15 protein-coding genes and 1 tRNA gene are annotated in these 13,790 nt (G+C 72.5%); 8 read left to right on the top strand and 8 right to left on the bottom strand.

Going from position 1 to position 13,790, the window contains the following annotated elements; genetic code table 11:
• Positions 1 to 159 precede the first annotated feature (159 nt).
• The 3 genes from ACIPEP_RS05410 to ACIPEP_RS05420 all read left to right on the top strand — a co-directional run bounded on the left by ACIPEP_RS05410 (position 160) and on the right by ACIPEP_RS05420 (position 4,109).
• Positions 160 to 1,683 carry a CHAD domain-containing protein gene (locus ACIPEP_RS05410; RefSeq protein ID WP_402716701.1) on the top strand — a complete coding sequence of 508 codons (1,524 nt, stop codon included), beginning with the start codon at positions 160 to 162 and terminating at the stop codon, positions 1,681 to 1,683.
• 4 nt (positions 1,684 to 1,687) lie between these two features.
• A complete protein-coding gene (locus tag ACIPEP_RS05415; RefSeq protein WP_070417876.1) occupies positions 1,688 to 2,143 on the top strand; it encodes a MaoC/PaaZ C-terminal domain-containing protein in 456 nt (151 codons plus the stop codon).
• Positions 2,144 to 2,219: 76 nt separating this feature from the next.
• Positions 2,220 to 4,109 carry a glycoside hydrolase family 2 protein gene (locus tag ACIPEP_RS05420; protein WP_402716702.1) on the top strand — a complete coding sequence of 630 codons (1,890 nt, stop codon included), beginning with the start codon at positions 2,220 to 2,222 and terminating at the stop codon, positions 4,107 to 4,109.
• Between the two features lie 142 nt (positions 4,110 to 4,251).
• Here the strand turns inward: ACIPEP_RS05420 and ACIPEP_RS05425 are convergent, their stop codons facing one another.
• Complete coding sequence (locus ACIPEP_RS05425; protein WP_071295813.1) at positions 4,252 to 5,100, bottom strand: alpha/beta fold hydrolase; 849 nt, start codon at positions 5,098 to 5,100, stop codon at positions 4,252 to 4,254.
• Between the two features lie 125 nt (positions 5,101 to 5,225).
• On the opposite strand from ACIPEP_RS05425, the gene ACIPEP_RS05430 reads away from it, so the two are divergent.
• A complete protein-coding gene (locus ACIPEP_RS05430; protein ID WP_402716703.1) occupies positions 5,226 to 6,425 on the top strand; it encodes a hypothetical protein in 1,200 nt (399 codons plus the stop codon).
• Between the two features lie 167 nt (positions 6,426 to 6,592).
• On the opposite strand, the gene ACIPEP_RS05435 is transcribed toward ACIPEP_RS05430, so the two are convergent.
• Positions 6,593 to 7,633, bottom strand: a complete 1,041-nt coding sequence (locus tag ACIPEP_RS05435) for an amidase domain-containing protein (protein ID WP_402716704.1) — start codon at positions 7,631 to 7,633, stop codon at positions 6,593 to 6,595.
• A gap of 73 nt (positions 7,634 to 7,706) precedes the next feature.
• On the opposite strand from ACIPEP_RS05435, the gene ACIPEP_RS05440 reads away from it, so the two are divergent.
• The gene (locus ACIPEP_RS05440) at positions 7,707 to 8,090 is read left to right on the top strand and encodes a hypothetical protein (protein ID WP_402716705.1); all 384 of its coding nucleotides are present in this window, start codon (positions 7,707 to 7,709) and stop codon (positions 8,088 to 8,090) included.
• A gap of 58 nt (positions 8,091 to 8,148) precedes the next feature.
• Here the strand turns inward: ACIPEP_RS05440 and ACIPEP_RS05445 are convergent.
• The 4 genes from ACIPEP_RS05445 to galU form a co-directional block, all read right to left on the bottom strand.
• A tRNA-Ala gene (locus ACIPEP_RS05445) sits at positions 8,149 to 8,221 on the bottom strand.
• A gap of 51 nt (positions 8,222 to 8,272) precedes the next feature.
• Positions 8,273 to 9,382, bottom strand: a complete 1,110-nt coding sequence (locus ACIPEP_RS05450; RefSeq protein WP_402716706.1) for a hypothetical protein — start codon at positions 9,380 to 9,382, stop codon at positions 8,273 to 8,275.
• Positions 9,383 to 9,508: 126 nt separating this feature from the next.
• The gene (locus ACIPEP_RS05455; protein WP_070417871.1) at positions 9,509 to 10,168 is read right to left on the bottom strand and encodes a GNAT family N-acetyltransferase; all 660 of its coding nucleotides are present in this window, start codon (positions 10,166 to 10,168) and stop codon (positions 9,509 to 9,511) included.
• 70 nt (positions 10,169 to 10,238) lie between these two features.
• Positions 10,239 to 11,129 (bottom strand): UTP--glucose-1-phosphate uridylyltransferase GalU, encoded by an 891-nt coding sequence (gene galU, locus ACIPEP_RS05460; RefSeq protein WP_022907539.1) that lies wholly within the window; start codon positions 11,127 to 11,129, stop codon positions 10,239 to 10,241.
• Positions 11,130 to 11,243: 114 nt separating this feature from the next.
• Between galU and ACIPEP_RS05465 the strand changes: the two genes are divergently transcribed.
• The 3 genes from ACIPEP_RS05465 to mscL all read left to right on the top strand — a co-directional run bounded on the left by ACIPEP_RS05465 (position 11,244) and on the right by mscL (position 12,729).
• Positions 11,244 to 11,828 carry a 5-formyltetrahydrofolate cyclo-ligase gene (locus ACIPEP_RS05465; RefSeq protein WP_402716707.1) on the top strand — a complete coding sequence of 195 codons (585 nt, stop codon included), beginning with the start codon at positions 11,244 to 11,246 and terminating at the stop codon, positions 11,826 to 11,828.
• 1 nt (position 11,829) lies between these two features.
• Complete coding sequence (locus ACIPEP_RS05470; RefSeq protein ID WP_070417868.1) at positions 11,830 to 12,153, top strand: FmdB family zinc ribbon protein; 324 nt, start codon at positions 11,830 to 11,832, stop codon at positions 12,151 to 12,153.
• A 72-nt stretch (positions 12,154 to 12,225) separates the two neighbouring features.
• Positions 12,226 to 12,729: a large conductance mechanosensitive channel protein MscL gene (gene mscL, locus ACIPEP_RS05475; RefSeq protein ID WP_070417867.1), complete on the top strand. Its 504-nt coding sequence runs from the start codon at positions 12,226 to 12,228 to the stop codon at positions 12,727 to 12,729.
• Positions 12,730 to 12,893: 164 nt separating this feature from the next.
• On the opposite strand, the gene ACIPEP_RS05480 is transcribed toward mscL, so the two are convergent.
• Entirely contained in the window at positions 12,894 to 13,481 is a 588-nt protein-coding gene (locus tag ACIPEP_RS05480; RefSeq protein WP_402716708.1) for a CDP-alcohol phosphatidyltransferase family protein, read from the bottom strand.
• 19 nt (positions 13,482 to 13,500) lie between these two features.
• The gene (locus ACIPEP_RS05485) at positions 13,501 to 13,731 is read right to left on the bottom strand and encodes a hypothetical protein (protein WP_139219750.1); all 231 of its coding nucleotides are present in this window, start codon (positions 13,729 to 13,731) and stop codon (positions 13,501 to 13,503) included.
• Between the last annotated feature and the right edge of the window lie 59 nt (positions 13,732 to 13,790).

A 13,790-nucleotide genomic window follows, 5' to 3' on the forward strand; every position in this document is an offset into this window, starting at 1 on the left:
GGGTCGTGGGGCGTGGGGCGTGGGGCGCTGGGCGCTGGGGTCGTGGGGCGCTGGGTTCGGGTCGTCCGCTGTCCTCCACAGGGCGTCGTTCCGGGTGCGGCGTCCACAGAACGCGGCAGGCCCGGTGACGAGGGCCCCGCGGCGGACGACACTGACGGCATGCAGACCCCGCACCCGGAGCCGCTCGGCCGCACCGACCCCCGTCGCACGTGGCGCATCGCCGACGACCGGCGACTGCCCGCCCTCGAACCCTTCGCCGACCGCGTCCACCGGCACGGTCCCGTGGTGCTGCGCGAGCACCTGTGGGACACCGACGACCGGGTCCTCGCGGCCGAGGGCGTCGAGCTCCTCCGGTCGGACGCCGGGTGGAGCGTCGACCGCGGTGACGGGCCGGTCGAGGTGTCCCCGGACCTCGACGGCGGCGACGACGACCAGGATGCGGACCACGTACCGCGCGACGTGGTCGAGGTCTTCCTGCGCGGCCGCCCGGTCCGGGTCGTCCGGGTGCGGGACACGGTGACGACCCTCGTCGAGCTGCGTGGGCGGGACGGGCGGCTCCGCGCTGAGGTGGCCGACGTCCGTGTGGACGAGGGCGAGCCCGACGCCGCGGTGCTCCGGTCGGCTCCGTGGTGGGCGCTGAGCGACGACGGGCGGGGCGGGACGGTGTCCCGGGCTGCGGAACGGGCACTGGCGGACGCGGCGGAACCCGGGGCGGGTGGTGGCGCCCGGGGCGGGGCCGGGCGCGCTGGTGACGGGGCAGGGCACCGTGGGCTCCGTGCCGACCCCGAGCGTCGGAAGGGTTCGGCGGCACGCCCACGACGGGGCTCCGCGGCCGCTGCCCTGCGAGCGGTGCTCCGGTCGTTGCGCGCCGACCTCGTCGCGGTCGACCCGAGGGTGCGTGCCGACGAGCACGGGTCGGTGCACGACCTCCGGAAGGTCCTCCGTCGGCTGCGGAGCGTGCTGGCCGCGTACCGCGGCGCCCTCGACCGCGACGCCACCGAACCCCTGCGCGCCGAACTGGCCGAGGTCTCGCGGGTGGCCGGCGTCGCCCGCGACGCCGAGGTCCTGCGCGACCGGTTGCTCCGCACGGCCGGCCGCGCTCCCGAGGGCTTCGTCGACGCCGAGACCCTCGACCGGATCGGTGCGCACGTCGCCGAGTCCCGCGCGGCGGCGGCCGCCGACCTCCGACACACCCTGCGCTCGGCGACGTGGTTCCGGGCACTGGACCGCCTCGACGACCTCGTCGCCCGGGTGCCGCGGGGACCGCACGCCGACGACGACGCCCAGGCGTTCACCGTCCGCCGGATCGCGCGCGAGCGGAAGCGGGTCGCGAAGGCGATCGACGGCGGCACCGAGACGCTCGACGACCTGCACGAGGTCCGGAAGGCGGCGCGGCGGCTGCGCTACGCCCTGCAGGCCGCCGACGAGGCGACGGACCTCGGGAAGCGGCGCCTCGGGTTGCTGCGGCGGGTCCAGGACGGCCTCGGCGAGGTGCTCGACGCGGCGCACGCCACCGCGGCCCACCGGGAGCTGGCGACCCTCGCGGCGAGGAGCGGGGCGGACACGTTCGGCGCCGGGGTCCTCGCCACGACCGAGCACGCCGTCGTCGAGCGCGAGCGGGACCGGGCCGAGCACCTCGTCGCCCGCCTGCGGTCGCGCGTGGCGACCGGTCTGCGAGGATGACCGGGTGCCGCACTACCTCGAAGACCTCGCCGCCGGACAGACCTTCACGACCCCGGGCCGGACCATCACCGAGGCGGACGTCGTGTCGTTCGCCTCGTGGACGAACGACAACAACCAGGTCCACACCGACGTCGAGTTCGCCGCCAGGACCCGCTACGGCCAGCGGGTCGTGCACGGGCTGCTCGGCACCTCGCTCTGCCTCGGGCTGATCGCCCGCACCGGGGTGTTCGAGGGCTCGGCCGTCGCGCTGCTCGGCATCGACCAGTGGCGCTTCACGGCGCCGGTGTTCATCGGGGACACCCTGACGTGCGAGGTCGAGATCCTGTCGACGCGGCTGACGAGCTCCGGGACGACGGGCATCGTCGAGCGGACGGTGTCGCTCCGGAACCAGCGGGGCGAGACCGTGCAGCAGGGGCGCATGGACGTCATGGTCCTGACGCGGGACGCCGCGATCGCCTGACATGCCGGGCGGGCACTCGCCCGGAATCGTTGCCGCGCTCTTTACAACGATGTACCAGCCGCGCCAGCATGGAGGCATGAGCACGCTCGACGGCATCGTCGCCGCACCTGACACCGCTTCCCCGCAGGCCCTCCCGCTCGCCTCCCGGCAGGACGGCACGTACCCCCGGCCGCAGATGCTCCGCCCGCACTGGGCCGACCTCGACGGCACGTGGTCCTTCCGCAACGACGGCGACGACCCCGCCTGGCGGACCGGCTTCCCGGACGCGCGGGACATCGTCGTCCCGTTCCCGCCCGAGTCCGTCGCGTCGGGCATCGACGAGCCCGGCTTCCACCCCGTCGTCTGGTACTCCCGCACCATCGGCCGCGCCGAGCTCGAGGCCGCCGGACACGGCGACGCAGCACCCCGGCTCCTGCTGCACTTCGGCGCGGTGGACCACCGCGCCCGGGTCTGGATCGACGGGCAGTTCGTCGGCGAGCACGAGGGCGGCCACACGCCGTTCTCGTTCGACGTGACCGACGTCCTGACCACCACCGACACCGCCACCGCCGCCGGCGGCACCGACGCCGTGCACACCCTCGTCGTCCGCGCCGAGGACGACCCGCACGACCTCACCCAGCCCCGCGGCAAGCAGGACTGGCACGAGGACCCGCACGCCATCTGGTACCGCCGCACCACCGGCATCTGGCAGACCGTCTGGCTCGAGGCCGTGCCGACCACGTCGATCGAGTACCTCCGCTGGACCAACCTCGACCACCAGACGCTCCGCCTGACCGTCCGGCTCGCCGGGGCCCGGACCGGCGGCGAGCGCCTCCGCGTCGACGCCCGCTGGGACGAGCGCGACGAACACCTCGCGACGATCGAGACCACGCTCGGTGCGACGGCGAACGAGTTCGACGTGCTCGTCCCGATCGCCCGGCAGGCGAACGGCCAGGCCGAGGACGAGCTGCACTGGTCGCCGGAGGCGCCGCGGCTCGTCGACGCCACGGTCACCCTGCTGGGATCCGGCAGCGACCCGACCCCGATCGACGCCGTCGCGTCCTACTTCGGCGTGCGCACCGTCGGCGTCGACGGTGGCGCGTTCCTCCTCAACGGCCGGAGCTACGACGTCCGCAGCGTCCTCAACCAGGGGTACTGGCCGGACTCGCACATCGCAGCCCCCTCCCGCGAGGCGCTCCGCCGCGAGGTCGAGCTCATCAAGGAGCTCGGCTTCAACGCCGCACGCAACCACCAGAAGATCGAGGACCCGCGCTTCCTCTACTGGGCGGACCGGCTCGGCATCCTCGTGTGGGGTGAGGCGCCGGGTGCGTACGCGTTCTCGCCGCGGGCCGTGCAGCGGCTGATGCGCGAGTGGATGGACGCCGTCGAGCGCGACGCTTCGCACCCGTCGATCGTCACGTGGGTCCCGGCGAACGAGAGCTGGGGCGTGCAGCACATCGCGACCGACCCCGCGCAGCAGGCCTACGCGCGGTCGTTGGCCGACGTCACGCGGGCGATCGACCCGACACGGCCGGTGATCTCGAACGACGGGTGGGAGCACCCGGACTCGGACATCATCACGATCCACGATTACGAGGGCGACGGGCCCCGGCTCGCGGCGACCTACGCCGATGACGCGGCGCGCACGGCACTGTTCCACGGCATGGGCCCGTCCGACCGCTGGGTGCTGGTCGGTGGGGCGGTCGACCGCGGTCAGCCGGTCATGCTCACCGAGTTCGGCGGCGTGAACTACCAGCCCGGCGCCCAGCGCGAGGACGGCTGGGGCTACACGACCGCGGCCGACGGCGACGACTGGATCGCCCGGATCACGGCGCTGTACGACGCGATCCGTGCGAGTTCGTTCCTCGCCGGGTCCTGCTACACGCAGCTCACGGACACGATGCAGGAGACGAACGGCCTGCTGAACGCGGACCGCACCCCGAAGGTGCCGATCGAGCAGATCCGGCGCGCGGTCACCGGTCGCTGACGCGACGCAGGAGCCGGGAGGCACGTCCTCGGTGAGCAGGAATGGTCGGGTCCGACGAACGGACCCGACCATTGCTGCTCACGAGACGCGGAGATCGGTGCGCGACCGACGCGGCGTCTCGGCGCGGATCAGGAGGCGCGGATCAGGAGGCGAGGAACCGCAGGACCGCCTCGTTCCACTCGTCCTTGTGCGATGCCAGCACCCCGTGCGGTCCGCCCTCGATGACGTGGGTCTGCGCGTTCGGGATCGCCGCAGCCGTCCGCTTGCCGGACACCTCGAACGGCACGATGCCGTCGGAGTCGCCGTGGATCACGAGCGTCGGCACGTCGACCTTGGTGAGGTCGTCGCGGAAGTCCGTCGTGGCGAACGCGACGGTGCAGTCGAGCGTGCCCTTCGGCGATGCGAGCTCGGCGATCGCGAGGTCGTACGCGCGCTGGTCGCCCGACACCAGGGGCTTGTTCACGAGCGAGGGCTTGCCCGCCGTGTAGAACAGGTCGACGAACTCGTGCAGGAACGCGGGGCGGTCCCCGGTGATCCCGTTCGAGAACCAGTCCGCGAGGTCCTGGTCGACCCCGCCGTCGGGGTTGTCGTCGGACTTCCAGAGGTACGGCGGCACCGCGCTCGCGAACACGAGCTTCTTCACCCGGCCCGTGCCGTAGGTGGACACGTAGCGCGCGAGCTCACCGCCACCCATCGAGAACCCGATCAGCGTGACCTCGGTCAGCCCGAGCTGGTCGAGCAGTGTGTCGAGGTCGGCGGCGAACGTGTCGTAGTCGTACCCGCCCCACGGCTGCGACGACTGCCCGAAGCCACGACGGTCGTACGCGACGACCCGGTGCCCGGCCTCGACGAGGGCCGGGATCTGGCCCTCCCACGAGCGGCCGGACAGGGGCCAGCCGTGGATGAGGACGACCGGGTCGCCCGATCCGAAGTCGTCGTAGTGCAGGTCGATGTCGTGCCCGTTCTCGGCTCCGACGGTGATGAACGGCATGGTGCCTCCGGTGGTTGCGTCTTCCAGGGAACGCCGACCATGCAACGCCGCGGGCCCTCACCGAGGCTGGAAGCGTACGCCTTGCGGACACCGGCCGCATGCCGTGGACGTGCGAGGATCGGGCGGTGACGAGCGCCGGGGAGACGAGCCGCGCCTCCAGGCCGGCCCTGGAGGCGCGGCACAGCGGCTGGACCACTCCCCTGCTCCTGTGGCTGGCCTCGCGCGTGGTCAGCACGGTCCTGCTCGCGACGGTCTACGCCGTGGCGACGGCGAACGGCTGGCCGTTCGCGTCGTCCCGACGCGATCCGTCCTTCTTCACGTTCTCGGGGTCGTGGGACGCGTCCTTCTACCGGATCATCGCGGAGCACGGGTACCCGACGACGCTGCCGCTCGACGGCTCGGGGCACGTCCTCCCGAACGCCTGGGCGTTCCTGCCGGTGTTCCCGACGCTCGTGCGCGCGGTCATGCCGCTGACGGGCGGGTCGTTCTGGGTCGCGGGCGTGCTCGTCGCCACGCTCGCCGGGGCCGGGGCGTGCGTGCTGCTCTACCGGCTGGTGCTCGCCGTGGGCTGCCCGCACCGCGCGCGGTGGGCGACGGCGCTGTTCGCGTTCGGTCCGACCGCGTTCCTGCTGCAGGTGGCCTACGCCGAGAGCACGTTCCTGCTGCTGCTGTTCGGGGCGCTGCTGGCGCTCGTCCGTCGGCGCTACTGGCTGGTCGCGCCGCTCGGGCTCGTGGCCGCGTTCACGAAGCCGGGCGTGCTGGCGTTGGCCGTGGCGCTCGCGGTGCACCTCGTCGTGCGGTGGGTGCAGGAGCGTCGGGCGCTCCCGGTGCGGGACGCCGTGGCGATCGTCGTGTCGGGGCTGGTGGTGGCTGCGGCGGGGCTGGCGTGGCCGGTGATCGCCTCGGCCGTGACGGGTCGTCCGAACGCCTACCTCGACACCGAACTGTCGTGGTGGGTGGGGTTCGTGGGGCGGCAGCACTTCGCGCCGCTCACGCCGTGGTTCACGATGGCGGGGACGTGGCTCGGGCCGCTCGGGATCGTGCTCGTGGTCGCCGTGCTCGCGGGGGCGGTGTGGTTCTGGACGCGGAGGTCGGTCCGTGCCCTCGGGGTGGACGTGTGGGCGTTCACGGCGGCGTACGCGCTGTACCTCGTGGCGGTGTTCCTGCCCCAGCAGTCCCTGCCCCGGTTGCTCATGCCGACGGCGCCGCTGCTCGGGTCGGACGCGTTCGTGCGGACGCGGCGGCGGGCGATCGTGTGGCTCGTCGTGGGCGTGTGCCTGCAGCCGGTCGCCGTCGTGCTGCTCTGGTTCCTCGGGTACCCGTGACGAGCGGCGCGGCCCGGCGCGGCGCGGCCCGGCGCGGCGCGGGTCGCACAACCAAAGTCACTCCGCGCCGGGGGTCGCCGTGGTTCGAGCGCACTTTCGTTGTGCGCTGCCCCGCCGAACCGGCTGCGAGCACCGCCAGGCACCCGAACCCCCGGGGCGCTCCGGCGCTACGCGTCGAACGTGTGGAACCAGGCGGTCCCGCCCGGGTGCTGCACGGTGATCATCTCGTCGAGGTCGCGGTACGGCCCGTCCTGGTTGTGGCTCGCCGACTTGATGCGGACCGTGCCGTCCGGCTCGGTGAACACCTCGGACACGATCGTGGTGTGGTCCGGCGAGTCGTTGTCGTTCCAGTCGTAGAACACGATGTCGCCGACCTTGACCTTGTCGCGTTCGTCGAGGGAGCGGCGGGTGAGCCCGAACTCCGCGGCGTTCGCGGTCAGCCACGGGTCCATCGTCGGGCAGTAGGTCCACGTCGCCGAGTGCTCCGCCCCGGCCGAGCGGTTGTACCAGTCGGAGCGCTGCTGCCAGCCGCGGGCGATCAAGGTCTGCGACACGTAGTTCGCGCAGTCGCCACCGATCGGGTTCATGGTGCCGTACTCGGCGAGGTTGTAGTCCTTCCAGTGCGCCATCGCGTACTCGAGCTGCCGGTCGACGTCGGTCAGTGCCGCGTAGGCCAGGGTCGAGGTCGCGACCGCCGTCGAGGCGTCCGGGACGGGCGCGGTGGTCGGTGTGGGCGTGGCCGTCGCGGAGTCCTGCGTCGCCCCGGTCTGCCCGTCGTTCGCGGCGCTGCCGTTGCCGTCCGAGGACTGGTTGGCGGACGGTGACGGCTCGATCGCGGTCGTGAAGAGCGCGACGTCCGCCGAACCCGCCGTGTACATCGCCTGGTGCGGTGCCGTGAAGGTCACCTTCGTGGCGGTCGCCTTGACGTCCCGCGCGGCGATGCCCCCGACCGTGACGCCCGTGACCGCTGCCAGCCCGGAGCCGGCGACGGTGATCGTCACACCGCCGGCGAGCGGGACCTGCGCAGGGCTGAGCGACTTCGCGACGGGCTTCGCGGTGGGCGTGGACGAACCGCCACCGTTGCTCGTGCCGCCGCCGGACGCCTTGCCCGTTCCGCCGTCCCCCGACGAGCACGCGGCGACGGCGAGCCCGATGCCGGTCACGCCGGCGAGGGACAGCAGGGAGCGGCGCGTCAGGGAAGCAGTCATGGTGCTTCCCAGGGTAGGCGACGACACGGCATGATCTCTGGCAGGAACCACCGTCGAGAGGATCAGACCACCCATGCCCGAGAGCCACGACTTCTTCGTCGCAGCCGCCCCCGACCACGTCCGCGCAGTCGTCCGCGGCGCACTCGTCCGCGAGGGCTACACCGTCGACGACGGCGACCAGGGAGCCCTCCGCGCCACCCGCGGCAGCATGGGCCTCACGCTGCTCATCGGCGGCATGGCGAACGACCGGACCTTCCACACCCGCCTCGACGTCCAGATCATGGTCACGCCGGACGGTCGGACGGTCGCGCGGCTCCTGCGCGGTGCCGGCAAGTCGGCGCTCAAGGGCGGTGCGCTCGGCATCTCGCGCGGCAACCGGGCCTTCGAGCAGGCCGCCAACGCGATCCACGGCGAGCTCGCCCAGGCCGGGATCCTGACGGAGAGCGTCCCCGGCTGACCCGGGCCCGCCCCGGGAACGACGAAGGCCACCCGATCGGGTGGCCTTCGTCTCGGAGTGGAGCTAAGGGGATTCGAACCCCTGACCTTCTCATTGCGAACGAGACGCGCTACCAACTGCGCCATAGCCCCGAGAACGCGTCCACACTAGCACCCGCGTCGGCCCGATCCGAAATCGAGCGATCAGACGGCGCGGCGGCGACGCATGATGGCATCGAGGTCCGCCTGCTCGTACGCGTCCTCGCCGAGGACACCCATGCCGGCCCACTTGCTCGGCGGCGCCGGGGATGCGGCGGGAGCAGCGGGTTCCGGAGCGGGAGCGGCCTGGGCGACGGGGGTTCCCGTGCCGGCCGGCGCGCGCAGGCCCAGCCGTTCGGCGAGCCGCCCCTGGTCGTGCGCGGAGAGCGACGCGACGGCCTCCTCGACGTCCGGGCGCATGGGCGACACCCGCGCGAGCGACGGGTCGGTCTCGGCGGCCCGGATCGCGGCCGCCTCGGCCTCGGCTTCCGCCTTGGCCGCGGCGACCCGCTCCTTCAGGCGGGCGGCGAGCTCCGCCGAGGACTCCGGCGTGGCCGCCGGGACCTTCGGGCGTTCGACGTACAGCGGCTTCGGGACGCGGTTCGGCGTCCAGCTGCGGTCATGAGCGGGCTCGGCGGGCTGCTCGGTCGACAACGGCGGCGCCGGGTCCGTCCACTCGCTCGCGGGCCTGGAGGCGCGGCTCGACTCCGGCACGACCGTCGCGGTCCGGGCCTTCCGCGCCTTCGCCACCTGGTGCAGCTGGGCGAGGACCACTGCGGACCCACCGGCGGCGACGAGGCCGGCGACACCGACGAGCCAGGCGGCGGGGGCCGCGACGAACACGACGACCGCGACGACGAGGCCGAGCGTGCCGAGCAGGGTCGCCCCCAGTCGGGACCGACGCATGCGCATCGCGGTGAGTGCGGGGACCGCCGAGGCCCGCTCGAGCACGGGTGCCTGCTCGGCCAGTCGACGGGTGATCTCCCGCTGCCGGGCCGCCTCGTGGGCGCGGACGATCGCGGTGCGCTTCGCCTCCTCAGACTTCGCGACCCGCTGGGCCTCGGCGAGGGACTTCGCGTTCATCTCGATGCGGACCTCGTCCGGCAGCTCGGCGGTCTGCGCGAGGATGCGGAGGGTCTGCTGCAGCCGGATCGCGTTCCGCTCGGTGGCGAGGTACTGCCGACGAGCCGCCCAGGACGGCATGAGGTAGACGAGCCAGAGCACGGCCGCGATGAGCAGGACGATGCCGCCGCCCCAGGAGCCGATACCTGCCATGGGGACACGGTAGGGGTGGGCGTTCCCCCGGCCGGTGATTGCCGGACGCGTGTTGCGCGTGTCGTGACGAAATCGCCGGGGGCGAGCCGCGCCTCCCGGGCCGCCCGGACGGACCGGACCCGCGGGTCAGACGCGGGGCGTGGTGTGCAGCGGCATCGCGGCCTCGTCGCGTGCCGCGAGCGGGACCGAACCGACGCCCGGCGGGACCTGGCCGCGGACCCAGCGTTCGAGGACGCCCTCGCGGACCTCTTCCGCGACGAGGGCGAAGCAGAAGTGGTCGCGCCAGTCGCCGTTGATGTGGATGTAGCGGCGGCGGAGCCCCTCGTACCGGAAGCCGAGCTTCTCGACCACCCGCAGCGACGGGGCGTTCTCGGGACGGATGCAGATCTCGATGCGGTGGATGCCGACCACGCGGAAGCAGTGGTCCACCGCCATCGCGACGGCGATCGGCGTGACGTTGTGGCCGGCGGCGTCCTCGACGACCCAGTAGCCGATCGAGGCACTGGCCAGGGAGCCGTACGTGATGCCGGAGACGTTGAGCTGCCCGACGAAGCGGCCGTCGAGCTCCATCGCGAACGGGAGCCCGAGCCCCGCGCGGGCGTTGGCCTGGAGCGCGCGGATGCTGCCGCGGACGTCGGTGGAGACGTGACCGGAGGGGTTCGTGGCCTCCCACGTGCGGAGCCACGAGCGGTTGCTCGCGAGGGCGACGTCGAGGTCGCGGGTGTCGCGGAGTCGGAGGGGCCGGATGGTGACCCGCCCGTGGGACAGGGTCGGGATCGTCGTCATCGCGCTGGTTCCTCCGGGAGCGTCGAACGGGCCCGGGGGTGTTCCCCGGACCCGTTCGGCGACGGGTCGTCTATTCGCCCGCGTTGAACTCCTTGAGCCACGACTTGAGGTCGGGGCCGAGGTCTTCGCGGTCCGAGGCGAGCTGGACGATCGCCTTGATGTAGTCGAGTTTGTCACCGGTGTCGTACCGGCGTCCACGGAACACGACGCCGTACACGCCGCCGGTCCACTCCTCCGCGTTCGCCATCTTCATGAGCGCGTCGGTCAGCTGGATCTCGCCGCCCTTGCCCGGCTCCTGCTTCTCGAGGACGTCGAAGACCTCGGGACGGATGACGTAGCGGCCGATGATGGCCAGGTTCGAGGGTGCCTCGCCCTGCGGGGGCTTCTCGACGAGGCCGGTGATCTTCACGACGTCGTCGGTGTCGGTCTCCTCGACCGTGGCGATGCCGTAGAGGTGGGTCTGCGACTCCGGGACCTCGAGCAGGGCGACGACGGTGGCGTTCTTCTCGCCCTGGACCTCGATCATGCGCTTGAGCAGCGGGTCGCGGGCGTCGATGATGTCGTCACCGAGGAGCACGGCGAACGGCTCGCGGCCGACGTGCATCTTGGCGCGGAGCACGGCGTGGCCGAGGCCCAGCGGGTCGCCCTGGCGGACGTAGTGCATGTCGGCGAGGTCCGTGGACTGGTTCACCTTCTGCAGCTTCTCGTGGTCGCCCTTCTTCTTGAGGGTCTCCTCGAGCTCGGACACGTGGTCGAAGTGGTTCTCGAGCGCGTTCTTGTTGCGGCCCGTGATCATCAGCACGTCGGTGAGCCCTGCGCCGACGGCCTCTTCCACCACGTACTGGATGGCCGGCTTGTCGACGACGGGGAGCATCTCCTTCGGCATCGCCTTGGTGGCGGGGAGGAAGCGCGTGCCCAGGCCTGCGGCGGGGATCACGGCCTTCGAAATCTGGAAGCCCATGCCTGGACGGTATCGGATGACCCCTGGAGGGGGCATGTCGTCGCTACGGAGGACACGGCTTCTCGCGCTCGGCGGCGGAAAGCCGCAAGACGTGCCCTCGGTAGACTCCTCGGCATGATCGCCGATCTCGGGAACGAGAAGCGCGCCCTGCGAGCCGAGCTCCGGCAGCGGCGGCGCACCCGGACCACGACCGAACGCGAGACCGACACCGCGGCGCTCACCGCGACCCTGCAGCGCTTCGCCGAGGAGCGCCAGGTCGAGTCGATCGCGCTGTACCTCTCCGCACCCGAGGAACCCGACGTCCGCCCGTTCCTGAACTGGGCGTTCGAGCACGGCATCCGGGTGCTCCTGCCGATCACCCGCGAGGACGGCCTGCTCGACTGGGCGGTCGGCGACGGCGCCTCCGAGGCCGAGGGACTGGCCGGCGTGCCCGAGGTCGTCGGCGAGGTGCTCTCCCCCCTCGCGATCAACGACGTCGACGCGATCCTCGCCCCCGCCGCCGCGGTGGGACACGACGGCGTCCGGATGGGCTGGGGACGCGGCTACTACGACAAGACGCTCGGGTCGATGGCGAACCGCCCGCCCGTCTATGCTGTGATCTTCGACGCGGAGTACCTCGACGAGGTCCCGCGCGAGACCCACGACGAACCCGTCGACGGCATCATCACGCCGTCGCGCATCATCACCTTCCGGAGCTAGGGTGCCCACCTACTCGTACCGCTGCACGGAGTGCGGCAACGCCTTCGACATCAAGCAGTCGTTCTCCGACGCCACGCTCACCGAGTGCCCGGCGTGCGGCGGCGTGCTGCGCAAGGTCTTCTCGCCGGTCGGGGTGACGTTCAACGGGGGCGGCTTCTACCGGACCGATTCCCGGGCGGCGCCGAAGGGCTCGTCGGAGTCGTCCGGCTCGTCGGGCTCGTCCGGCTCGTCGGAGTCGTCGTCCTCGACGCCGGCGAAGACCGAGTCGAAGCCCGCAGCCGCGAAGCCCGCTGCCTCGACCACGCCGAAGCCCGCCGGGTCCTGACCGGGGTCCGGACTCCTCGGTAGGTTGATGGGGTCGCCGTCCGGCGGCCGTCCTCGACCCGGAAGGAGTCCCGTGAAGGGCTTCAAGGAGTTCCTGCTCCGCGGCAACGTCATCGACCTGGCCGTCGCAGTCGTCATCGGTGCAGCGTTCACCGCCATCGTGACCGTCATCGTGAATGCGATCATCAACCCGGCGATCGGCGCGGTGTTCAACGCGTCGAGCCTCGACGACGCGCTCAAGGTCGACATCCCGACCGTGGCGGGCGGCAAGCCGGCGACCCTGATGTTCGGCTCGGTGATCGGCGCGGTGATCAACTTCGTCATCGTCGCGGCCGTCGTGTACTTCGCCCTCGTGCTCCCCGTGAACCACCTCAAGAAGGTCGCGTTCGAGCGGGTCAAGAACGACGAGGAGCAGACGCCGCAGGACGTCCCGCCGACCGACGTCGAGGTGCTGCTCGAGATCCGCGACCTGCTCCGCTCGCAGAACGGCGTGCCCGCGAACACCGGTGGCGGTGCGCACGTGGCGCCGTCGACCGCTCCCGAGGGTCCCGGCATCGGCGGCACGACGAAGCTCTAGCTGCTCCCGCACAACCGAAACCCGCCCGAACCACGCGATCACGTGGCTCGGGCGGGTTTTGCTTGTGCGAACGGCAGGCGTCAGCGCGCGGCCGCCGCCGGCGAACGGCCGGCGCAGCGCGCGGCCGGCGTCAGCGCGCGGCAGGCGTCAGCGCGCGGCCGGCGTCAGCGCGCGGCCGACACCTCGCGCCGCTTCGCGAACATCGCGAGCGCGTACTGGACGCCCGCCAGCACGTGCCCGGCGGTCCCGAGGTAGACGAACACGAGGGCGACGACGCGGACCCACGGCGCGTTCTCGTCGACGGTGTGCACCGCGGAGAACAGCAGCACCGGCAGCCCGACGAAGAGCAGCGCCGACCGGATCTTGCCGGTCCACGTGACGTCGAGGTCCGGGTTGCCGTGGAACAGCACGCTCGAGAGCACGACGAGCACCAGGTCGACGAGCACCACGACGGCGACGACCCACCACGGCAGCAGCCCGGTCAGCACGAGCGACAGCACGATCGCGATGATCGCCAGTCGGTCGGCGACGGGGTCGATCGCCTTGCCGAGCTTCGAGCCCTGGTCGAACTTGCGCGCGATGAAGCCGTCCGCCCAGTCGCTCACCCCGATGACGACGAGCGCGACGAGCGCCCAGCCGGGGTGTCCGGCGACGACGAGCCACACGAACACCGGGATCAGCAGCAGCCGGAACAGCGAGATCAGGTTCGGCCAGGTCTGCCAGTCGGGGCGCTCCCGCACGGTGTCAGTCATCGCAGGACAGGCTACCTGCTCACCAGTGCGGCGGGACGTCGCGCCGGAGCTGGTCGTCGTTCTCCCCGTCACGGTGGCGGGCCGGTTCCGGCGGCGCCACCGGGTCGTAGCCCGGCACCGGCTGGGTGGTGACGCGTCTGCGGGGGCGAGCCGCGCCTCCTGGGCGGTCGTCCGGCTCGCGGTCGTGCGCTGCTCCTGGGACGGGAGGCGCGGCTGACGACGCGTCGTCGGCCCGCGTCCACGTGCCCACCAGCTGGTCCGTCTCGGGCGTCACCGGACCGGCCGGCCGGGAGGCCCGCCGGCTCGGCC

The sequence above is a fragment of the Curtobacterium sp. NPDC087082 genome, from assembly GCF_044745045.1.
GTDB lineage: Bacteria > Actinomycetota > Actinomycetes > Actinomycetales > Microbacteriaceae > Curtobacterium.